Here is a 21524-nt window from a genome sequence, read left to right as displayed (position 1 = left end):
TTGGCAGGGCGGTTTCGCGGGCTAGCGTGCGTCGGTCTGGTCTCCTCCCAAGATCATATCGGCGACGCGATTGACGTTGCGCGGGTCGTGAGCGGTAAATCCCGGGATGTGGGCGGAAGCAATCTGTATGATCGCCTGAATCAGTTCGCGCGAGCTGTCGGATAACGGACGCGCGGCGGCCGAAAAGATCGCCCACGGGAAAGGAATGTCGACGTCGAGCGGACGGACCGCGACATTGGCCAGCTTCAAACCGTAGGCTGTCGCAGGCTCGATGATCGCCACGCCGAGCCCCGTCGATGCGATCTGTACCGCATTGACCGAAACGCTGGTCGCGATGATCCTGGCCGGGCGGATATTCGCTGCCTCCAACGCTATGTCCACGCGGTGGCGCAGGCGGAACGGATTGGCCATCGTGATAATGTTGCGTCCGGCAAGATCTGCGATCGAAATCACCTCGCAGGCGGCAAGAGGATCACCTTCCGCCACGGCGGCAACGCAAGGTCCCTGAAACACCCCGTGCACTTCCAGTCCCGGCTGGTCGGCCGGCAGAGACGTGACGCAGAAATCTGCCGTGCGGGCCAATACCGATTGCACCGCCGCCTCCGCCGGCAGGCTGCGCAGATGGATTTTTCGCGGCAGCAGCCTTTCCGGCAACGCCGCGAGCGCCAAGGGGATGATGCCGCTGGCGAAGGCCGGGATCGCCACGATCTCGATCGGCTGCGGCTCCTTTTCCGCGATCGTCCTTGCCCGCTCCCGCAAATGGCCGATGCCGCTCAGGAAGCGCTCGGCTTCCGCGTGGAAGGCGATCCCCTTTTCGCTCGGTGCGATCTTCGGACCGTTGCGGTCGAAGAGCGCGAAGCCGACGGAGGTTTCGAGGTCCTGGATGAGGCGCGTGACCTGGGACTGGGAGCGATCGAGCAGCCGGGCGGCGGCGGTGATGCTGCCGGTGGACATCACCGCAAGAAAGGCCTCGAGTTCCCGTATCTCCATCACAATCATGCGCCCAGTGCATTATAGCTGTCTCATACTGCATAAAACGTATCTTAAGCGCCAGTGACAAAGGACAATTTTTCTTTTCGGTGCTATCCAGTGAAAAATCTCCGGTTTCCCGCTGGATGCTTCGCGAAGAGCGGTGTTGGGCGACCTCGATTGCAAGACGGCAAAGCACGTCGCCATTTGAGAAAGGAAGACAGAACCACGATGCGTATTGGTATTCTCGGCGCCGGGGCGATCGCCTTCGGCATGGCGGCTTTCCTGGCAAAAGCCGGTCATCACCCCGTTTTGTGGTCTCCTTCGGGCGCGCGCACGCGCAAACTGTCGGAAGGGGAGCCGCTGACGGCGACAGGCGCCGTCGAGTTTTCCGGCCCGGTGGCGGTTGCCCGTGACGCAAGCGAGGCGGTCGCCGACGCCGATGCGGTCATCGTTGCGCTGCCCGCCAATGGTCATCGCGTGGCGTTCGATGCGGCGCTGCCGCACCTGAAGTCCGGCCAGCCCGTGATCGTCAGCTCGCACAGCTCCTTCGGCGCGCTCTATCTTTCGAAGCGGCTGGCCGAACGGGGCGTTTCCCTGCCCATCATCGTCTGGGGCACGACCCTTCTGACCGGCCGCCAGCAGCCGGACGGCGCAAGCGTTTCCGTCAATACCGTCCGCCAGAAAATCGACGTCGCCACCTTGCCGAAGGTTGCCGCAGCCGAGGGGAAGGCGCTGTGCACTGAGCTTTTCGGAGACCGCTTCGTCGAGCGCGACGGGCTTCTGGCCATCTCGCTTTCCAACCTCAACCCGCAGAACCACCTGGGCATCGCGCTTCTCAACCTGACCCGCATGGAGAAGGGCGAGAAATGGGGACAGGGCGAGCATGTGACGCCGGCTGTCGGACAATTGATCGAAGCGCTCGACGCGGAGCGGCTGAGGATCGCCGAAACCTTCGGTCTGTCGGTCAGAACCGTACGCGAACATTTCTCCCTGTCTTTCCATGTGCCGATGGGCACGGTCTCGGACATGAACCAGCAGATGCACACCGAAGGACGGGGCGGTTTCGGCCCGGCGACAGCCGACAGCCGGTACATCTACGAGGACGTGCCCTTCGGGCTCGTCCCCACCAGTCTGCTTGGGAGGATCGCCGGCCGGCCCGCTGTTCTGCACGAAGCGGGAACGAGCCTGTTTTCCGCTGCCATGAACCGCAACCTCGCGGCCGATAACGACCTGTTGCCGGAGCTTGCGCTCGACCGTTTCTCGCCCGCCGCTCTCAGAGAGCTTTGCGACCAGGGTTTCACGGCCTGACGGTGAGCAGGGCGTGCGCCTATCTCACGATCAGAAAAGCCCCGCTGGCCAGCGCGAAGGTGAGCACGCCCAAGCGCAGGCCGCGGCCGCGAATATGGTCGTGCGTCAGCCGCGACAGAGCGCTTCCGAGGAGAACCGCCGGTGCGAGGTAGAGCGCAGCCAGTAGCTGGTCCGCTCCGAGGCGCCCTGCAAAGGCGAGTATCACGAGCGACATGATTTCGCCCACGAAGAAGCACACCGCCACGGTTGCTCTGAGTATCGGCCCCTGGGCGTGCTGGTAAAGGAGAGCGAGCGGCGGGCCGCCAATGCCGGTCGCCGTTTCGGTCACACCGGTGAACAGTCCGACGCCGAGCGCGCTCGGGCGGCCCGGTTCGAAGGGCGGCGCGAAGAGCGCGGCGGCGGCGGCGATGACCGTGAACCAGCCGACGGCCAGATCCAGCTGCTGCGTCGAGAGCGCGGCGAGCAGCCACACGCCGGCAAAGGTGCCGGCGAACCTGCCGAGCGTGATCCATTTCGCGCCGGACCAATCGACCGCCGACCGTTCCCGCCAGGCGACGTGGAAATTGAGCGGCAGCATCAGAAGAAGCAGCGTCACCGGCAGGAGATCGGGCTTCAGGATGCCGACGACGGGCGCCACGATCAGTGCGAAGCCGATGCCGAGCGCACCCTGGATGAAGGACGAGACGAGCGTAACGGCGCTCAGGATCGCAAAAAGGCCGAGAGTCATGCGAAATGCCCCAGCGCCCGATGCTCGGACGACGGCTTGTGGACGCGTTGGATCGGCGCCCTTGCGATGGCCTCGGCCGTGACCTCGCGCACCTCGGCAAGAAGAGCGCGTGCATCCCATCCGACCGGCCAGCCCTGCCATAGACGGAGTTGCCCGGCGGTGAAGACTGCATCGATCTGGTCGCGATTGCCGTAGCGCACGAGCTCCCACATGAGATCGTGGGAGGGGGTGAATTCAGGACGATCCAGGTCGACCAGAAGGAAATCGGCGGCAAGCCCCTCGCGGATCGCACCGGTCACTCCGGCGAGACCTGCGGCGTCCGCAGCCTGAGCGGTTGCCCGCTCGACCCAGAGCCAGCCGCCGCCGCAGGAGGAGTCGCCTGTCGCAAGGCCGAAGCCGGCGCGTTGCAGGCCTTCGGCGGCATCCATCAGACGGAAGCCGTCGGCGCGCGTTCCGTCCGTTCCCAGCCCGAAGCGAATGCCGAGGGCGGCCATCTGCAGGGCGGGCGCGATGGCATTGCCCTTCCAGAGGCTGGCGACCGGATTGTAGGCGACGGCCGTGCCGCTGTCGCGCAACAGGTTCAGCTCGTGAGGTGTCACCAGCGTGGAATGGGCGATCAGCACATGCGGGCCGAGGGCGCCCAGATGGGCGAGGTGCTCCAGCGGACGGCGGCCGTTTGCGACCAGCGAGCGCTCGACGGCGACGAGGTGTTCGTTGACATGGGTCTGGAATATCGCTCCCGATTCACGTGCCATCCGGGAAACGTCGGCCAGCATATGGTCGCTGGCCGCCTCCGGAATGGAAATGGCGAGCGAGGCATGAACGAGAGGGTCGCCCTCGAATGCGGCCAGGTGCCTGGCTGCGTTCTTGAGGATCGTCGTGCGTTCGGGGACGACGGCGGCTCCGCCGAGGTCGTTGCAGATCAGGCCTATGACGCTGCGCAGGCCGATTTGCCGCGCCGCCCGTATCAGCGCATCGACATGGCCGGCTGAACGCGTGCCCGCATCGACGGCGGCGGTAAAGCCACCGCGCAGGCACTCGAGCGCCGCAAGCTTTGCGGAAAGATACACCATCCGTTCGTCGAGACTGCCTTCGAGCGGCACCCATATCCGGCGAAAGATCTCCGAAGGCTCGCCGAAGACAAGCGATTTGCCGAGCGACTGGGTCAGATGGGTGTGTGTATCGATGAAGCCGGGCATCACCAGATGATGCGGCAGCTCGATCGGTGTCAGATCCGGGTTCCGGCTGCCGACAAGCCCTGCGGCGCCGATGTCCGTGAAGCGCCCGTCGCGGACCACTACCCCCATTCCGGATCGAGGCCCGTCCGGCAGGAGAACCTTGCCGGGGTGAAGCAGGAATTCACTGCTGCCCTCAAACTTGTCGCGCAATTCCGTCACTTTTGTATTCCTTTCAGCTTCGACGCTGGCTGCTGCCTTTCGGCGGCGCCCAGAGCATTCCCGCTTTGAACCGCGGAAATGCTCTGATCCTTGTTTTGCCGCTATTCCGGACGGAAAACCGCTGCGCACTTTGCCTGGAATTGCTCCAGAGGCAGGTGTTGAAAAAATGCGTTCACAATCACCGCCGTGATTGTTCCGGCGGCAAGGCCGTTGGCCAGGATCATCTGGCTCCATTGCGGAAACTGGCTGTAGACGCCCGGGACCAGGATCGGCAGAAGCCCCATGGAAAGCGCCGCTGCGAGCGTGAACATCGGCCCGTGCTCGCGCAGATCGACGCGACGCAGAAGGTCGATCCCGATCACGCCGATGATCGAGAACACGATCACAGCCGTTCCACCGACGACGGGGCCGGGCAGGGCATTCGCCAGACGACCGATCGGCGCAAACAGGGCGATGAGGACGAGGATCACGCCGGCCGTTGCGGTGACGTAGCGGGATTTCACGTTGGTTGCCCGGACGATACCCACGTTTTCACCGCTGGTGATGATAAGCGAGGTTCCGAACAGACCGCCGACGAGCGAGGCGACGGCGTCGCCGCGGATGGTCGCGGGCACGATCGCGTGAGCGTCGCCCCGACGCCCGACGATCTCGGCGGTGGCAATGGTCTGCCCGGTCGCTTCGGCCATCGATATGATCGAAAACACGATCAGCGGAAGGGCGGCGAAAAAGTCGAACTTCGGCATACCGAACGGAAGAAGCTGGGGCACGGCAATCATCGGTCCGTCGAAGATGCCGGAAAGGTCCATATACCCGGCTCCCATGGCGATGGCCGAACCCGCGATGAGGCCGAGCATTACCGAGATCCGCTGAAGCGTGCCCGTGAAGACTCTTGCGAAGATTATCGTCAGCGCGATCGTCGCAAGGGCAAGCCCGACATTCATCGGATCGGCGAAGCCTTCGCTCCCCTGCTTGCCGGTGATCGTGCCGCCGTAGATGCGCACGAGGTTCACCGATACGAGAAGGAGCATGGTCCCGACCACGATGGGCGGAAAATAGCGGAGCAGCCGGCGGAATACCGGCAGCGCAAGGAAATAGAAGACTGCGGTGAGGATCACCGCGCCGACGGCGGTCTGCACGTCGGTCTGCTGGGCGATGGCCAGAAAGATCGCGATCGGCGCGCCACCCGGCACCATGATGAACGGCAGCCGCGCGCCGAAGCCCGCCGGTCCGAAGCTCTGCAGGATTGTGCCCAGGCCGCAGATCAGAAACGTCGCGCTGATCAGCGAGACGGTCAGCGCATCGGAAAAGCCGAGCGCCTTGCTTACAAGAAACACCGCGGTTATCGGCGAAGCAGCCATCACCAGCACATGCTGAAGACCGAACAGAAGCAGGCTGCGCGGCGGCAGCACTTCGTCCGTCGGGTCGATAGAATCGATTTTGTTCCCGGTCATTTGATCTCCTCCACGCCAGCCTCTCTCCCGCTGGCTATGCAAATCGTTTTGCATGGTGTGTAATAGCACATTCTTTCTCTCTGGCAAATCGATTTGTAAAAGCCGCGCCGCAATGCCATCATCCGGGCCGGTTCATGGACGGGGTGTTCGGATGGCAAGATCGACGATCGTGGAATTGGCGAAGGCGGCGGGCGTATCGCCGACGACGGTTTCCCACGCCTTCAGCGGACGGCGCTATGTCGACCCCGAGACGAAAGCCAGGATTGTGGCGCTGGCGGACAAGATGGGTTACCGGGCCAATCCCCGGGCCCGCAGGCTCAGAACGGGCGGGGCGGGGATTATCGCCCTGGCATCGTCAATGCCCTTTGCGGTGGCTGCAGGCCCTGCGAGGCTGGGCTTCCTGATGGAGATCGCTGCCGCCGCTGCCGTTACGGCTCTTTCGCGGCATCTCGCCCTCTGCCTGGTGCCGCCTTTGGAGCCCGACTCCAACCTCGACGCGCTGGAAGTCGACGGCGCCATAATCGTCGAACCCATGGTCGAAGACCGGTTACTGGATTTCTTCTCTGCCCGCGGCGTACCCGTTGTCTCGATCGGGCGGGCGCCGGGGAGAGACGACATTCCGTCGGTGGATATTCAGAGCACTGCGACAGCCCGGCTGATGCTGGAGCACCTTGGCGCGAACAGTCGCCGGGTCGGCCTGATTACCGGCGAGCAGCGGCGCAATTCCTACATCGAGACCGAGGCCGTCTATGCGGCTTACGCCGCGGAGAGAGGATTTTCACCGGTTGCCTTGCGCATCGACGAAAGCGGCGGGGAATCGGAGGCTGCCGCGGCTGCCGAGAGGCTCCTGCGAAGCAATCCGGATATCGACGCTTTATGCGTGCCTGTCGACGCTTTCGCCAGGGGGGTGCTCGATGCCGCCCGGTTGCTCGACCGCCCCGTTCCGCATGGTCTACGACTGGCGACGCGATACGACGGAATGCGGGCAAAACTCGCTATGCCGCAATTGACGGCTGTCAACCTGCATCTGGATCAGGTCGCGGAAGCGGCGATCGACGTGCTGATCGCAGCGATGGAGGGCAAGGAGCCCCAACGGCACGCGATCGCCCCGCCACTGCTGGTCGTGCGGGAATCCTCGGCGGCATGACTGTCGCTTATTTGCGCGCGGCGCCCGTCAGACCGGCTCCGCTGCGATCGGCCTTTTTGCGCCCGAACTGCAAGCCGGCAATTCCCGCGGTCACAGCCAGCGCGATACCCACCGGGATGGCGGCTGACGGTTGCTCGGCTTTTCTCAGCACTGCGACGATGTCAAAGCCGACATCGAGGCCGATGCGCTTGGCATAGGAGCCGAAGTCGACATTGCTGATCATCAGACTGTCGCCCGCCGGTGTGACCGTGAGCCCGATCGATTGCAGCCGTTGAAGCGGCTCGCCGGGCTCGCCGAGCGGCACGTTGACGGTTTTGCGAACCTCGTCGCCCATCAGGTCGAAGCCTTGGACCACGAAGTTGATCCGGCCTTTTGCCGGAGCCTCCCCGACGGACCGCAGGAATTCTGAGGCGGGCAGTTCCTCATAGGGTGGCGAAATCTGGTTGAGCCACCAATCGGGACGGAACAGCGTGAAGCAGACGAGCAGCAGGACCGCGCTCTCCCACAGCCGGCTTTTCGTCACGAACCAGTTCATCGTCGCGGCCGAGAAGAGGAGGATGGCGGCAAGCGAGACGAAGGCGACCCAAAGTGTATGCGCCCAGGTGTCGACGCCGATCAGCAGTATCGCCGGATTGAATATGAAAACGAAAGGCAGGATCGCAGTGCGCAGCGAATAGAGTGCACCCTGAAAGCCCGTGGCGATCGGGTCTTCCTTGGAAATCGCCGCCGCGGCGAAGGAGGCCAGTCCGACGGGCGGTGTGATGTCGGCCATGATGCCGAAATAGAAGACGAAGAGATGGACGGCAATCAAGGGGATGGCGAGGCCCGCCTGCGAACCGAGCTCGACGACGACCGGCGCCATCAGTGTGGCGACCAGGATGTAATTGGCGGTAGTCGGGATCCCCATGCCGAGCACAAGGCTGATCGCCGCGATCAGAACGAGCATCATGATGACGTTGCCGCCCGAGATGAATTCGACGAGTTCCGTCATCATCAGGCCCAGACCCGTAAGCGTGATCGTTCCGACGACGATGCCGGCGGTCGCCGTTGCGACCGCGATGCCGATCATGTTGCGCGCGCCGAGCGCCAGGCCGTCGACGAGGTCCCAGGCGGCGGCACGGGCCGCGCTTGCGAAATTCTCTTTGCGAAAGATCGCCATCAGCGGTTTGCGGGTGGCGACGATTGCGAGGATCGTCAGCGTGGCCCAGAAGGCGGAGAGCCCCGGCGAAAGCTGCTCGACCATGAGGCACCAGAGCAGAACGACGATGGGAATGAGGAAATCGAGCCCGGTCCGTGTAACGTCCCATGCGCGCGGCAGTTCGAGGATAGGAGCATCCGGATCGTCGAGTTCCAGGTCGGGATAACGGGACGAATACCAGATCGTCGCGAGATAGAGCGCCACGCCCGCAATCGCGAGCAGCAAGGGCGCGCCTGCTCCGAATGCGGCCCGGATGGCGATGATGCCGTAATAGAGCAGGCAGATTGCAAGCACGCTGCCCGCAAGCCCCAGGCCCATGCGCAGCCACTTTTCGCGTGCCGGCGTGGGACGCTGGGGGATCGGCTGCATGTTCAGCTTCACCGCCTCCAGATGCACCATGTAGAGAAGCGCGATGTAGGAAAAGACCGCTGGAAGCAGCGCGTGCTTGACGATCTCCGAATAGGGAATGCCGACATATTCGACCATCAGAAACGCGGCGGCGCCCATGACCGGCGGCATGATCTGGCCGTTGATCGATGCGGTTGCCTCGATCGCGCCGGCCTTCACACCGGAAAGTCCCGTGCGTTTCATCAGGGGAATGGTGAATATGCCACCCGACACGACGTTGGAAACCGAGGAGCCGGAGACGACGCCGTTCAGCGCCGAGGAGACGACGGCCACCTTGGCGGGGCCGCCCCGCAGATGCCCGAGCAAGGCGATGGAGATCTGCATCATCCAGTTGCCGGCGCCGGCCTTTTCGAGCAGCGTTCCGAACAGGACGAAGAGGAAAACGAAACTCGTCGATACGCCGAGCGCGATGCCGAAAACGCCCTCCGTGGTCAGCCACTGGTGATTGATGAACTTCACCAGCGAAGCGCCGCGATGCTGGATGACGTCGGGCATGTACTGGCCGGCGAAGGTGTAGAAGATGAACACGCCGGCGACGCACACCATCGGCAGGCCGAGCGCGCGGCGCGTAGCCTCGAGCAGCAGCAGGATCCCGACCGTACCGGTGACGAGATCGAGCGTCGAGGGCTGGCCGGGCCGTCCGGCAAGCTCGCCATAAAAAAGGAACAGATAGGCGCCCGCGAAGGCGCCGAGCGCCGCAAGCACCCAATCGGCGAGCGGCACCCGGTCGCGCGGCGAACTTTTCAGTGCGGGATAGGCAAGGAAGGTCAGGAACAGCGCGAAACCGAGATGGATGGCGCGGGCTTCGGTATCGTTGAGAATGCCGAAGCCGAAGACGAAGGGCAGGGGAGACGCGTACCAGAGCTGGAACAGCGACCATGCCACAGCGGTGCAGAGCAAGATCTGCCCGGTCAATCCTTTGGCGTTGCGTCCGCCGGTATCCGCTTCGGCGACCAGTTGCTCGAGGTCGACATCGACCTGCCGTTCTTGAAGTTCGCTCGTGACACCCTCCCATGCCGATATTGCCGGCGAGCCGCCTTTGGCCCGCCGGTAGACGTCAGAACGCGAAGCTTACTTCAGCCAGCCCTTTTCCTTGTAATATTTTTCCGCACCCGGATGCAGTGGTGCAGAGAGGCCGTCCTTGATCATCTTGGCGGGCTCGAGATTGGCGAAAGCCGGGTGCAGCGACTTGAACTCGTCGAAATTCTCGAAAACCGCTTTCGTCAGCGCGTAGACGCTCTCTTCCGGAACATTGGCGGAGGTGACCAGTGTCGCCAGAACGCCGAAGGTTTCCGTGTCCTCCGGATTGTTGTTGTAGAGGCCGCCCGGAATGGTCGCCTTGGCGTAATAGGGATTGTCGGCGACCAGCTTGTCGACGACTTCGCCGGTCAGCGGCACCAGCTTCGCCGCGCAGGTCGTCGTCGGATCCTGAATATTGGCAGAGGGATGCCCCACGCCGTAGAAGAAGCCGTCGATCTTGCCGTCGCAAAGCGCCGGGCCATGCTCGTCCGCCTTGAGTTCGGATGCGAGCGAGAAGTCTGCGAGCGTCCAGCCCATGGCGCCGAGCAGGCGCTCCATGGAGGCGCGCGTTCCGGAACCGGGATTGCCGACATTGAAGCGCTTGCCCTTGAAGTCCTCGAACTTCGTCACGCCGGCATTCGGATGCGCCAGCACCGTGAACGGCTCCGGATGAATCGAGAAGACCGCCCTGAGGTCGGCATGCGCGCCGCCTTCCTTGAACGCCTCATCGCCCTTGAAAGCGTTGTACTGCACATCGGACTGCGCCATGCCGAAATCGAGCTCGCCCTCCTTGATCGTGTTCACGTTGAACGCCGATCCGCCGGTGGATTCGACCGAACAGCGGATGCCGTGCGTCTTGCGGTCCTTGTTCAAAAGCCGGCAGATGGCGCCGCCCGCGGCATAATAGACGCCGGTGACGCCGCCGGTGCCGATCGTCACGAATTTCTGCTGCGCCGCGGCGCTGCCCGAGAAAAACAATGCTGCCGAGAGCGCGGCGATCTGCGCTCCGCGCAGGGTAATCCGTTCATGTTTCATCAATTTCTCCCATAATGCTTCGCGTGCCACTGAGCCGTTCCGAGATTTATGCCTGCAGCGCCACGCGTCCAGTCGGACGCGCAAAGGTCGCAGCGGCAGTTTGTATTACACGCAGAAGGGCACGTCAGCGCATGTTACGATCGTTGCGCTTTGTCAAGCAAGGGGAATACTTGCAAATCGGTCGGTCGGGACAACCGGTGATCGGGGCAGCCAATGTCTCGTCGCCATGGCGACCTTCGCGGATGCCGACAATTGCGGAACCAAGCAAGGCGCCGGATGTTTTCCTCCTTCAAACGGGAGCATCGCCATGGTGACGATACGATACGAGATTGTGGAACACGACGGGGGCTGGGCCTACAAGGTAGACGACGTCTTCTCCGAAACCTTCCTTACCCATGACGATGCACTGGCCGCAGCCGAGATAGCGGCGCGCCATCATGAGCTTCCCGGCTCTACCGAAGCCATCGAATTCCAGGATCCCGCCGGACGTTGGCATGAGCAGGTCGCCTCCGGCTTCGATCGCCCGCATACCAGGGTCGTCGATACGCCGGATGCCTGGCGCGCGGACGAACGCCCCGCCGCCGAGCCTCGCCGTCCTCTGCAAACGATCCTGGTTCTTGCCGGTCTCGGCCTGGCGATCGGATATCTTCTTCGCAGACATTGAACCAGGTGAGCACTGCGGTCCGCAGAGGCGGCAGAAAGGTGCGCCGCGCTGCTGCGAGCGGCGTGAGCGCGGTTGTCTGCTGCGCCTGCGAGGTTCTCTTGACTCTCGTGGTATAATACCTTAACAATCACACCATGAGCACACTCGCCGTCCGCAAGAAGCTTTCCGACGAAGTCCGGTTGAAACTGGAGGAGATGATCCGCGACGAGATCTATCCTTTGGGTGCGACGCTCCCTTCCGAGCGAGACCTGATGGAATTGTTCGGGGTCGGGCGGCCCTCGATCCGGGAAGCGCTTTATGCCCTGGAGCGGATGGGGCTCGTGAAGGTCAGCACGGGCGAGCGTGCCAAAGTCACGCGGCCGACGCCGGACCATTTCCTGTCTTCGCTTGCGGGCGCTGCGCGCATGCTGCTCGGCCAACCCGAGGGTGTGGCCAATTTCGAGCAGGCCCGCCTGTTTCTGGAGGAGGGATGCGCGCGCCATCTTGCGGCCCATGCGACAGCGGAGCAGATCGAGGCGATCGACGCCGCGCTGGCGCGCAACGAGGCTGCGATCGGCAAGGCCCGCGCCTTTGCCGCCACCGATGTCGCCTTTCATCGCACGCTGACCCAGATGGTCTCGAACCCCATTTTCGTCGCGGTCCACGATGCGTTCGTGGATTGGCTGATCGGCCAAAGGCCTCTGCCGACCAGGCCGGAGATTTCCAACCGGGAGAGTTTCGAGGAGCACGTGGTGATCGTGGAGGCCATCCGCGCCCGCGATCCGGAGCGTGCCGGACGGGTCATGCGCGAGCACCTGGAGAGTGCGGCGCGCAAATACAGGCAAACGAGCCCGTAGCATCGGGCCGATAGTGGGAGGAGCAACAATGAAAAGGGGACTGATTACGATCGTGCTTGCGGGGCTGCTGATGGGGTCGCAAGCCATGGCTCAAGAGGCGCGCACCTTGCGCCTGGGGATGCAGGGTACGGCCGGCGACCCGCAATTCGAGGGCGTCACGGAGGCCGCGCGCATCATCAAGGAAAAATCGGGCGGCCGGCTGACGCTGGAAATCTTCCCGAATTCTCAGCTCGGGACATTCACCGAGATGATGGAGCAGGTGACGCTCGGCGAACTCGACTTCACGCTGAATCCGTTCGGCGGCATGGACGCCTGGGTTCCGCGGGCCGTGTTGGCGAGCACCGCCTACGTCGTCGGCGACTTCGATCACCTTCAGAAGATCATCGCCTCCGACTGGGGCAAGGGGATCGTCGACGAGATGCGGACCGAGTACAAGTGGCGCATGGTCGACTCCTGGTACTTTGGAACGCGGCACACGACGGCAAAGAAGCCCATCGAAAAGCCTGCCGATTTCGCGGGCATGAAGCTGCGCGTCCCGAATTCCGCGCCGCTGCTTACCTGGGCGAAGGCGATGGGTGCGAGCCCCACGCCGGTCGCATTCGCCGAGGTCTATCTTGCACTCCAGACCAATCAGGTGGACGGCCAGGAAAACCCGCTACCCATCATCGACTCGATGAAGTTCACCGAGGTGCAGTCCCATGTTTCCCTGACCGGGCATCTGGTGCAGGACCAACTCATCCTCATGTCGGAAGACACGTGGAATGCGCTCGAGCCTGCCGACCAGAAGGTCGTGATGGAGGCATTCGAGGCGGGCGGCGCCCTCAACGACAAGCTGGTAAGCGAGAAGGAAGCGAACCTCGTCAGCGATTTTCGCGAGCGCGGCATCACCGTGATCGAGCCCGACAAGGCAGCGTTCCAGGAGGCGATGAAGCCAGTCTATGCCGATCTCGACGCTAAATTCGGTGCCGGCACGGTGAAGACGCTGCTCGATCTCCGTTAACCACCCGCAGGCGCGGCCAGAGCTGGCCGCGCCCTCCATTCCGGGGAGTTCAACAAATGGTCAATCCAAGCCGCTGGCGAAGCTTTGCCCATATCGAAGAGACACTGGCCGCGATCCTGCTGGTCTTCGCCTTCGTCGTGATCGCACTGCAGATCGTCACCCGTTTCGTCTTCCAGGATCCGATGTTCTGGACGGAGGAGGCTGCCCGTTATGCCTTCGTCTGGCTGGTGGCGCTTGGCGCCGCGGAGGGCGTCACCTCACGGACACACATCACCATGGATATCGTGCCGCGGATGCTCCCGGCGCGGGCGCAGCTCTTCCTGCGGATCGTTTTGGATGTCCTGGTGCTCACCGCGCTGCTCGTTCTCGTTTACTACGGTTTCTTCGGGGCCTTGCGCGCCCACAAGGTCATGTCGATCGCGATCGGCGTTCCGGAATCGTGGCTTTACGGCGCCCTGCCCGTATTCGGCCTGCTGGCCGCTATCCGGATCATGCTTGTCATGGCGCGGGATGTCCGGCTGCTCCTCGGCAGCCGCCGCCCTTCGGCCGAAGCCCCCTTCGAAAGGTATCTATAGATGGCGACGCTTTTCGGGGGATGGTTTGCCCTTCTGATTGCCGGCATGCCGGTCGGATTCACGCTGATCGTGGCTGCGCTTGCCTACATGCTCTGGCAGGGAACGGGCCTGAACTTTGCCGGCCAGCGCATGATCGCCGGCCTCAACAGCTTCCCGCTGCTGGCGGTCCCCTTTTTCATCCTCACCGCACAATTGATGAATCTTTCGGGCGTGACCGAGCGCATCTTCGACTTCGCCAAGGCGCTCGTCGGCCATATCAGGGGCGGGCTCGGCCATGTGAACATCATGGCGAGCGTGCTGTTTTCCGGTATGTCCGGCTCCGCCGTCGCCGATGCCGCCGGCCTTGGCCAGCTTGAGATCAAGGCCATGCGCGACGCCGGCTATGACGAGCAGTTTTCCGGTTCGATCACGGCCGCATCGGCAATCATAGGGCCGCTCATCCCGCCCTCCATTCCCCTCGTCGTTTATGGCGTGATCGCCAATACGTCGATCGGAGGCCTTTTCCTCGGCGGGATCGTACCGGGGCTTCTTTGCGCGGCCTCGCTCATGATCATGGTCTATGCGATCGCCTGGCGCCGGAACTATGCGACCGCCCAGCGCGCCGGCTTTCGCCATGTGTGGTCCACGTTCTGGCGTGCGCTGCTCCCGCTCATCACGCCCTTCATCATCATCGGCGGCATCTTTGCAGGGGTGTTCTCGCCGACCGAGGCTGCGGTGGTCGCGGCCAGCTATGCTCTCTTCCTCGGTGTCGTGGTCTACCGTGAAATCACCTTCGCCAAACTCGTGACCGTACTGCGCGAGACAGTCAGCCATACGGCCGCAGTCGGCCTTCTCATCATGGGCGTGTCACTATTCGGCTATGTGATCGCGCGCGAGCAGGTACCCCAGCACGTCGCCACGTTCTTCCTCACTTATGCGCACGACCCGCTGACATTCCTGATCCTCGTCAATCTCATGCTGCTTGCGCTCGGGACCTTTATCGAGGCCCTGGCAATCCTGCTGCTCATCGTGCCGGTGCTGGTCCCGACCGCGCTCCAATTCGGGGTGGATCCCGTCCATTTCGGTGTCATGGTCGTGTTCAACCTGATGATCGGCATATTGACGCCGCCCATGGGCGTTGCGCTCTTCGTCGTCTCCAAAGTTGCCGACATTCCCTTCGGCGTGCTCGCACGCGGCATCCTGCCACTTCTCGTTCCGCTCTTCGTCGTCCTGGTGCTGATCACCATCTTTCCGGCGCTCGTCACCTTCATCCCCGACCAGATGCTCGGAGTCGCCCGATGAGCCCCCGAGCCAAGCCGCCCGAAGGGATCTGGGCAGCAGTGCTCCTGCCGGTCGGCCGGCGAGGGGAAATCGAATGGTCCGCTTTGGACGAGCAGCTTTCCGCGCTTCTCGAAAGCGGAATTCAGGGCGTCTACACCAACGGCACCGCGGGCGAATTCCATAGCCAGACGGAGGACGAATTCGACCGGCTGAGCCAGCGTGTCGCCGAGTTTTGCCATACCGTCGCCCTGCCGTTCCAGATCGGCGTTTCCCATTCGAATGGGCGTGTCGCGCGCGCACGCCTGGCCCGCGTCGCCTCTCTGCGACCCGATGCCGTTCAGATCACCCTGCCGGACTGGTGGGCGCCGAGCTATGAAGAGGCTGAGGTCTTCTTCGCCGGCATGGCGGCAACTGCGCCGGACACTCCGCTGATCGTCTATAACCCGCCTCATGCCAAGCGCCGGCTGAGCCTCGACGAGATCGCAAGGCTAAAGGCCGGTCTCCCGATGCTCATCGGGGCGAAACTGCCGGGCGGCGACGAAGTCTGGTACGAGGAGCTTCGTCGCAAGCTGCCGGATCTCGCCGTCTTCATTCCCGGACATTTCATGGCGAGCGGCTGCCTCGCGGGCAGCCGCGGCTCCTATTCCAATGTCGCCTGCCTGAGCCCCGCCGGCGCCGTCAGGTGGTGGCATCAGCTTCGGGAGGACCCGGCAGGCGCTCTTGACTTCGAGGCCCGCGTCGTCGGCTTCATGAACGAGCACGTCCTGCCGCTTGCCGTGGAATATGGTCTTTCCAACGCCGCACTCGACAAGGCGATGGCTGCCGCCGGCCGCTGGTGCCCGATCGGGCCGGAGCTGCTCTGGCCCTATAGTTCCGCCCCCGGTGAAGCGGTGATCGACCTTGGCACCGCTGCCCGCCGCCAATTGCCCGAGCTTTTTTCCACGAGCCAGTGAAAGCGATCATAAGATGAAACTCGAAGGGATCTATTCGGCCCTCCTTACCCCGTTTTGCGAAGACGAAAGCATCGACCGGCAGGCCATCGGGGCGCTCCTCGATTTTCAGGTCCGGCTCGGCATCGATGGAGTCTATGTCGGCGGCAGCTCGGGCGAAGCGATGCTGCAGTCGCTCGACGAGCGCGCGGACTACCTCTCCGACGTTGCCGCCGCCGCGTCCGGCCGCCTGAAGCTGATCGCTCATGTCGGCACGATCGCGACGAGGGATGCGCTCACGCTTTCGCAGAACGCGGCGAAATCGGGCTACCAGGCGATCTCGGCCATTCCCCCCTTCTACTACGACTTCTCCCGGCCCGAAGTCATGGCGCATTACCGGGAACTGGCCGATACTTCGGCCCTGCCTCTCATCGTCTATAACTTCCCCGCCCGCACCAGCGGTTTCACCTTGCCCGAACTGGTCGAGCTTCTCTCCCATCCCAACATCATCGGCATCAAGCATACGTCGAGCGACATGTTCCAGCTCGAACGCATCCGGGATGCGGCACCGGACGCCATCGTCTACAACGGCTATGATGAAATGTGCCTGGCCGGCTTCGCGATGGGCGCGCAGGGTGCGATAGGAACCACCTATAACTTCATGGGCGATCTGTTCGTCGCGCTCAGGGCCTGCGTAGCGGCTGGGCGGATCGAGGAGGCCCGGCTGTTGCAGGCCATGGCGAACCGGGTGATCCAGGTGCTGATCAAGGTCGGCGTCATGCCGGGGTCCAAGGCGCTGCTCGGCATCATGGGTCTTCCCGGGGGGGCCTCCAGACGCCCCTTCCGGAAGGTCAAAGAGGCGGATCTCGCGGCGCTTCGCGAGGCCGTGGGGCCGGTCCTCGCGTGGCGCGAGAGCGCATCCAGGAAAAGCGTGTAACGGTTTCCCGTCCGGAAGTGCGCAGTTTCAAGGTTGGGGCGTCTCGGTGTTTTGATGGAGCACTGAAACGTCCGACTGCGCCCGGGCGACCGACTGCAATGGAATGTCGCCACCCAAAGGCCGCAATCCTGTGCAGTGTATGAGCGACCGTTCGCGTCCTTCTGCGTAGCCATTCCTCCTTACGGCAAATCACCCGGTTTCTTGTCAGCGGCGAGCTGGAATGCGTACGCGTTGGCCGAAGGATGCTCTCCTCAGGCGGTGCGGCGGACACGGAGTTGTGAGTGGACGGGTGGGGTCGGTCCCATAAAGATGCGCGTGAAGACTGTCGAGGCTCGTGATGGAACGTAAACTCGCAGCAATCGTAGCTGGCGACATCGTCGGCTACACCCGCCTGATGTCCGAGGATGAATCCTCGACCTATGCCGCCCTGCGGGCGACGTTCGGCGGACTGATCATACCTTCGGTCGAGAAGCACGGCGGCCGCACCTTCAAGACGACGGGGGACGGTTTTCTCGCGACGTTTCCGAGCGTCAACGAGGCGCTCGATGCCGCGATCGAAATCCAGAACGGATTTTCAGAGCAGCCCTTCGACATGCGCCTCGGCATCAACCTCGGCGACGTCATAGAAGCCGACGGCGACATGTTCGGCGACGGCGTGAACGTCGCGTCGCGGCTCGAAGCCATGGCCGAACCGGGCGGCATTTTCGTGAGCGAGGCAGTGGTCCGCAGTGCCGACCGGAACCGCAGCAAGCTCTTCTACAGCATCGGCCGGAGGCAGGCGAAGAACATTCCCGAGCCGCTCGCCGTCTATGCGGTGCGTCTCGATGCGCACGAAAAGAACGGTCGCGGCTGGATCGGGCGGATCGCCCGTGGCCGGCGTGCGGCATTGCCCTACGCCATCGGGGCCGCGGCACTCGTCCTCGCCGCTGCCGCAACGCAGGCGCCGGAGGTAAGAGCCGTCGGCGCCGACCTGGCCGGCAGCCTCGCGCGCCTGGCGGGCGGCGAACTCGCCGATGCAAGGCCGACAGTCGCGGTGCTGCCCTTCGACAATATGAGCGGCGACGCCGAGCAGACCTATTTCGCCGACGGACTTACCGAGGACATAATCGCCAATCTGGCGCGAAACCCCGAGCTTCAGGTGATTGCCCGCAATTCGACCTTCGCCCTGCGCGGTCAGGCAGAAGACATCCGCCTGATCGGCGAGAGGCTTGGTGCCGGCTATGTGGTCGAAGGCAGTGCCCGGCGCGCCGGGGACCAGCTTCGCGTGGTGGCGCAGTTGATCGATGCGCGCAGCGGTGCGCATCTCTGGTCGCGCAGTTACGACCGCCGGGTCGAGGACATATTTGCGGTTCAGACCGACCTGACGGCCGAAATCGTCTCGCATCTGGTTTCCTATGTGCGCGAGTCGGAGGTCTCGAATGCGGCGGAACGGCCGACCGAGAACCTCCAGGCCTACGACCTCGTCCTCCAGGCGCGTGACCGCTACAAACACGGCTCGAAGGATGCGGAGGCGCTGATCGCCGCCCGTGCGCTGCTTCATCGCGCCCTCGAGCTCGACCCCGGTTACGCCGCGGCGCGCGCGAATCTGGGGATGACCTATATCGTCGACTTCGTGCAGAACCTCAGCGGCAGGGCGACCACGACCGATGTGGAAACCGGCCTCAGCGAAGCACGCCAGGCAGTCCGTCTCGATCCGAACCTCGCTGCCGGCTATCAGGTCCTCAGCTTCGGCCTCTCGGCAACCGGCGATTACCCCGGCGCCATGCAGGCGGCACAAAGGGCCGTCGAACTCAATCCGAACGATCCGGACAGCCTGATGGCGCTGGCAAAGGCGCAGGTCCGGTTCGGCAGCTATGACGAGGCGGTGCAAAACGCCGAGCGGGCGCGCCGGCTGCATCCCATGGCGCCGGAATATTATACCTATGTCTACGGGCAGGCCCTCTATGCTGCCGGTCGTCTCGATGAGGCCGACGAGGTCTTGCGGGAATGCCTCATCCGGGCGCCGCAGCAGGCGGATTGCCTGCTGATACGGACGGCGGTTTTGAGCCAGCGGGGAGACGTTGAGGGAGCGCAGCGCACAATGGCGCGCCTGACCGAAGTGGACCCGGAATTTTCGCTCGCAAGCGAGCGCTCCATGCGCCGCTTCGGCGAATCCGCGCTCATGGAGCAATTCCTCTCCCGGCTCGCCGAGGCCAATGCCCCGGATGTTACGAGCGGTTTCCTTCACCCGCACACGCGATCCCGGACCTAGAGCATTTCAATGTTTCATGAAAACACCGAAATGCTCTAACTCTTTGGTCCAACGCACTTCCTGACGGAAAACCGGTACACACTTTTCTTGGGAATGCTCTAGTTGGCGGGCCTCAGCCGCAGAATCCTGCCGGATGCGGCGTCGATCAGCGCGAGTACCGAGCCATCGGAGGCCTGGAGGAGATCGCGAACCCGTGCCTCGAGCGAAAGAACTTCCTCCCCGGTCACCTTCCGGCCGTTCGTCTGCACCCTGACGATACCGCCCGCCGACAGGCCGCCGATCAGGAGGTCGCCCCGCCAGTCCGCAAACAGGTCGCCTGTATAGAACATCATGCCCGAGGGTGAGATCACGGGCGTCCAGCTATGGATGGAGCCAGCGAATTCGGGGCGGCTCGGCGGATCGGGAATTCGTTCGCCCGAATAATGTCTGCCCCAGCTCACCACGGGCCAGCCGTAGTTTTTGCCCGCCTCGGGTATGTTCAACTCGTCTCCCCCCATCGGCCCCATCTCTGCCGTCCAAAGCACGTCGGTTTCCGGATGGATGGCGGCGCTCTGAACGTTGCGGTGGCCGTAGGACCAAATCTCGTCGGCGCCCTCGCGGTCGACAAAGGGGTTGTCGTCCGGTATCGAGCCGTCGGGATTGAGGCGGACGATCGCGCCGAGATGGTTGGCCGGATCCTGGGCCTCTTGCATGTCGAAGCGTTCGCCGAGCGTGATGAAAAGTTTGCCGTCCGGCGCGAAGGCCAACCTCGAGCCGAAATGATTCTCGCCTGAAGCCGCCGGCTCCTGCCGGAAGATTACCTTGAAATCCGAAAGTGCGGTGGCGTCGTCGTTCAGACGGCCACGGCCGACCGAGGTAGCCGCGCCGCCTTCGCGTTCCTCGGCAAAGGATAGATAGACAGTCCTGTTCGTGGCGAAATCCGGATCGAGCGCAACATCGAGGAGTCCACCCTGACCTTGGGCGAAGACATCCGGGACCCCTTCGATGGGTTCGCCGACGGCTCCCTCGGCCGACACGAGGCGCAGCCTGCCGGGACGCTCCGTCACCAGCATGTCGCCATCCGGCAAAAGGACAGCGCCCCAGGGATGCTCGAGGCCACCGGCGAAGACTTCGACGCTGACAGGTCCGCTTTTGGTGTCGAGCATACGCGGCGAATCCTGCGCGATCGCCGGATCGTGCCGCGCAGCGGCCATTGCCGCAAATGCCAGGAAAACAGCTGCTCGCAACATAGCCGCCTCCGTTCGTTTCACGAACCGGACTGTTCACTCGGCTCCTAATGGGGAAGCCGGGCCAAGGTTCCCCACGGATACGCAGGCCGCGTTCACATGTTTGCGCCACCGGGAAAGGACAGAGGACCGCGGCCTCTGTGGAGTTCAGAACACGGCAAGATACCGCAGCAGCGACAGGATGCCTATGATGATGACGATGGCCTGGACGATTTGCTTGGTGCGCCCGTCGAGGGGAAGGCGGTTGACGAGATAAAGAACCAGAATGACGACGAGAAAGGTGATCAGGATGCTGATCAGTACCGACATGTTGTCTGCCCCGTTCGTTGAAAAATGCTGTCTTCTATTTCAACTATGGGACGCAGAGCAAAAGGCAAGTGGAGGGCCTTGGCGTTCGCGTAACTCTCTTCACTGAAGAATGATGGGGGGTCTGGATTCGCGCCGTCTCCGCACCGATATTAAGTCATCATCAACAAAGCCACTTTGATTAGAGGGTCAAAGGAAATGTCGGTGCGCTTCTCGGATCTCGCCATTGACGACGACGAAATCTTGATGTTGCGACGTGTTCACGTTTATGCCTGCTCCTCCAGGGAGCTGGCGCCGGAAAGCGAACACGGTGCGGAGTTGGGAAAGATGCTGTTCCACCTTTACCGGCAAGGCGTGAGGAGCGAACTCGCGCTGATGCAGATGTTGACGACGGGTGAAGCCCCGCCGGCACTGGATGATGCGGGTTAGAGCACGCCTCAGGAAAACTGTGTCATCGAGCGTAGGGTCGACCTAGAGCATTTCGATGTTTCATGGAAACACTGGAATGCTCCACCCCTTCGGTCCAACGCACTTGTTTGATTTCCTCATTCCTGTGCTTGTCACAGGAATCCAGCCAGACCAAGTCCTTGGGCTGAAAGAACGCTTCCCGCGCCGCAGACGCGGCGCTGCTCTCATCCCTGTGACAAGTGTTTAGCCCGGGGAGATAGCTGACACCTGTTCGGATAGATCACTGACGGATTGCTTGGTTGTCAAGTCGATGGCTGCGATGCGGAGGGCAGCGAAGAAGATGCCGTATCGCCCGTCCGTGTCGAGCGGGCGAATGGCGATGCGTTCGCCGCAGAAGGCCTTTGGGACTTTCCACTTGCGGCCTTTGAAGCTGACATAGGCCTTGGTGCTGGGGACGGTGCGGACGACC

19 protein-coding genes and 1 pseudogene are annotated in these 21524 nt (G+C 63.1%); 11 read left to right on the top strand and 9 right to left on the bottom strand.

The window, feature by feature from the left end; translation table 11 throughout:
- Positions 1-21 precede the first annotated feature (21 nt).
- Positions 22-999, bottom strand: coding sequence for a LysR family transcriptional regulator (locus tag BHD07_RS29255; RefSeq protein WP_100672483.1), 978 nt, complete (start codon positions 997-999; stop codon positions 22-24).
- A gap of 201 nt (positions 1000-1200) precedes the next feature.
- Between BHD07_RS29255 and BHD07_RS29250 the strand changes: the two genes are divergently transcribed.
- Positions 1201-2280, top strand: a complete 1080-nt coding sequence (locus BHD07_RS29250; protein ID WP_338284055.1) for an NAD/NADP octopine/nopaline dehydrogenase family protein — start codon at positions 1201-1203, stop codon at positions 2278-2280.
- Between the two features lie 19 nt (positions 2281-2299).
- Here the strand turns inward: BHD07_RS29250 and BHD07_RS29245 are convergent, their stop codons facing one another.
- The 3 genes from BHD07_RS29245 to BHD07_RS29235 all read right to left on the bottom strand — a co-directional run bounded on the left by BHD07_RS29245 (position 2300) and on the right by BHD07_RS29235 (position 5855).
- Positions 2300-3007 (bottom strand): sulfite exporter TauE/SafE family protein, encoded by a 708-nt coding sequence (locus BHD07_RS29245; RefSeq protein ID WP_013850073.1) that lies wholly within the window; start codon positions 3005-3007, stop codon positions 2300-2302.
- A complete protein-coding gene (locus BHD07_RS29240) occupies positions 3004-4404 on the bottom strand; it encodes an amidohydrolase (protein WP_338284054.1) in 1401 nt (466 codons plus the stop codon). Before BHD07_RS29240 ends, BHD07_RS29245 begins: the two co-directional genes overlap by 4 nt.
- A gap of 101 nt (positions 4405-4505) precedes the next feature.
- On the bottom strand, positions 4506-5855 hold the full coding sequence (locus BHD07_RS29235; RefSeq protein ID WP_338284053.1) for a uracil-xanthine permease family protein: 1350 nt from the start codon (positions 5853-5855) through the stop codon (positions 4506-4508).
- A 151-nt stretch (positions 5856-6006) separates the two neighbouring features.
- Between BHD07_RS29235 and BHD07_RS29230 the strand changes: the two genes are divergently transcribed.
- On the top strand, positions 6007-7002 hold the full coding sequence (locus tag BHD07_RS29230; RefSeq protein WP_324764258.1) for a LacI family DNA-binding transcriptional regulator: 996 nt from the start codon (positions 6007-6009) through the stop codon (positions 7000-7002).
- A 7-nt stretch (positions 7003-7009) separates the two neighbouring features.
- Here BHD07_RS29230 and BHD07_RS29225 read toward each other — a convergent pair whose 3' ends face one another.
- Together BHD07_RS29225 and BHD07_RS29220 are read right to left on the bottom strand one after the other, a co-directional pair.
- The gene (locus BHD07_RS29225) at positions 7010-9523 is read right to left on the bottom strand and encodes a TRAP transporter permease (protein ID WP_338284052.1); all 2514 of its coding nucleotides are present in this window, start codon (positions 9521-9523) and stop codon (positions 7010-7012) included.
- 156 nt (positions 9524-9679) lie between these two features.
- Positions 9680-10663: a TAXI family TRAP transporter solute-binding subunit gene (locus BHD07_RS29220; protein WP_127625462.1), complete on the bottom strand. Its 984-nt coding sequence runs from the start codon at positions 10661-10663 to the stop codon at positions 9680-9682.
- 307 nt (positions 10664-10970) lie between these two features.
- Here BHD07_RS29220 and BHD07_RS29215 point away from each other — a divergent pair, with 307 nt between their 5' ends.
- From BHD07_RS29215 to BHD07_RS29180, 8 genes are all read left to right on the top strand, one after another.
- Positions 10971-11327 (top strand): DUF2188 domain-containing protein, encoded by a 357-nt coding sequence (locus BHD07_RS29215; RefSeq protein ID WP_338284051.1) that lies wholly within the window; start codon positions 10971-10973, stop codon positions 11325-11327.
- A 134-nt stretch (positions 11328-11461) separates the two neighbouring features.
- Positions 11462-12163 (top strand): transcriptional regulator NanR, encoded by a 702-nt coding sequence (locus BHD07_RS29210; RefSeq protein ID WP_018097963.1) that lies wholly within the window; start codon positions 11462-11464, stop codon positions 12161-12163.
- A gap of 28 nt (positions 12164-12191) precedes the next feature.
- Positions 12192-13163 (top strand): sialic acid TRAP transporter substrate-binding protein SiaP, encoded by a 972-nt coding sequence (locus BHD07_RS29205; protein WP_338284050.1) that lies wholly within the window; start codon positions 12192-12194, stop codon positions 13161-13163.
- Between the two features lie 56 nt (positions 13164-13219).
- Entirely contained in the window at positions 13220-13738 is a 519-nt protein-coding gene (locus BHD07_RS29200) for a TRAP transporter small permease (protein ID WP_338284049.1), read from the top strand.
- A complete protein-coding gene (locus BHD07_RS29195; protein ID WP_338284048.1) occupies positions 13739-15019 on the top strand; it encodes a TRAP transporter large permease in 1281 nt (426 codons plus the stop codon).
- A complete protein-coding gene (locus BHD07_RS29190) occupies positions 15016-15951 on the top strand; it encodes a dihydrodipicolinate synthase family protein (RefSeq protein ID WP_338284047.1) in 936 nt (311 codons plus the stop codon). Before BHD07_RS29195 ends, BHD07_RS29190 begins: the two co-directional genes overlap by 4 nt.
- Before the next feature lie 13 nt (positions 15952-15964).
- Positions 15965-16864, top strand: a complete 900-nt coding sequence (locus BHD07_RS29185) for an N-acetylneuraminate lyase (RefSeq protein WP_338284046.1) — start codon at positions 15965-15967, stop codon at positions 16862-16864.
- Between the two features lie 337 nt (positions 16865-17201).
- Positions 17202-19115 (top strand): adenylate/guanylate cyclase domain-containing protein, encoded by a 1914-nt coding sequence (locus BHD07_RS29180; protein ID WP_338284045.1) that lies wholly within the window; start codon positions 17202-17204, stop codon positions 19113-19115.
- Between the two features lie 98 nt (positions 19116-19213).
- Here the strand turns inward: BHD07_RS29180 and BHD07_RS29175 are convergent, their stop codons facing one another.
- Together BHD07_RS29175 and BHD07_RS29170 are read right to left on the bottom strand one after the other, a co-directional pair.
- Positions 19214-20344, bottom strand: coding sequence for a PQQ-dependent sugar dehydrogenase (locus tag BHD07_RS29175; RefSeq protein ID WP_275600082.1), 1131 nt, complete (start codon positions 20342-20344; stop codon positions 19214-19216).
- Positions 20345-20488: 144 nt separating this feature from the next.
- Positions 20489-20650, bottom strand: a complete 162-nt coding sequence (locus BHD07_RS29170) for a Thivi_2564 family membrane protein (protein ID WP_017266304.1) — start codon at positions 20648-20650, stop codon at positions 20489-20491.
- A 195-nt stretch (positions 20651-20845) separates the two neighbouring features.
- Here BHD07_RS29170 and BHD07_RS29165 point away from each other — a divergent pair, with 195 nt between their 5' ends.
- Positions 20846-21076 carry a hypothetical protein gene (locus BHD07_RS29165; protein WP_102764100.1) on the top strand — a complete coding sequence of 77 codons (231 nt, stop codon included), beginning with the start codon at positions 20846-20848 and terminating at the stop codon, positions 21074-21076.
- A gap of 222 nt (positions 21077-21298) precedes the next feature.
- Here BHD07_RS29165 and BHD07_RS29160 read toward each other — a convergent pair.
- Positions 21299-21524: pseudogene (locus BHD07_RS29160) on the bottom strand (IS481-like element ISRm20 family transposase); the annotation flags it as partial.

This window comes from Sinorhizobium sp. KGO-5, assembly GCF_036245905.1.
Classification (GTDB): Bacteria; Pseudomonadota; Alphaproteobacteria; order Rhizobiales; family Rhizobiaceae; genus Sinorhizobium; species Sinorhizobium meliloti_A.
Note: the sequence above shows the minus strand (reverse complement) of the source record. Positions and strands in the feature narration are given on the sequence as shown.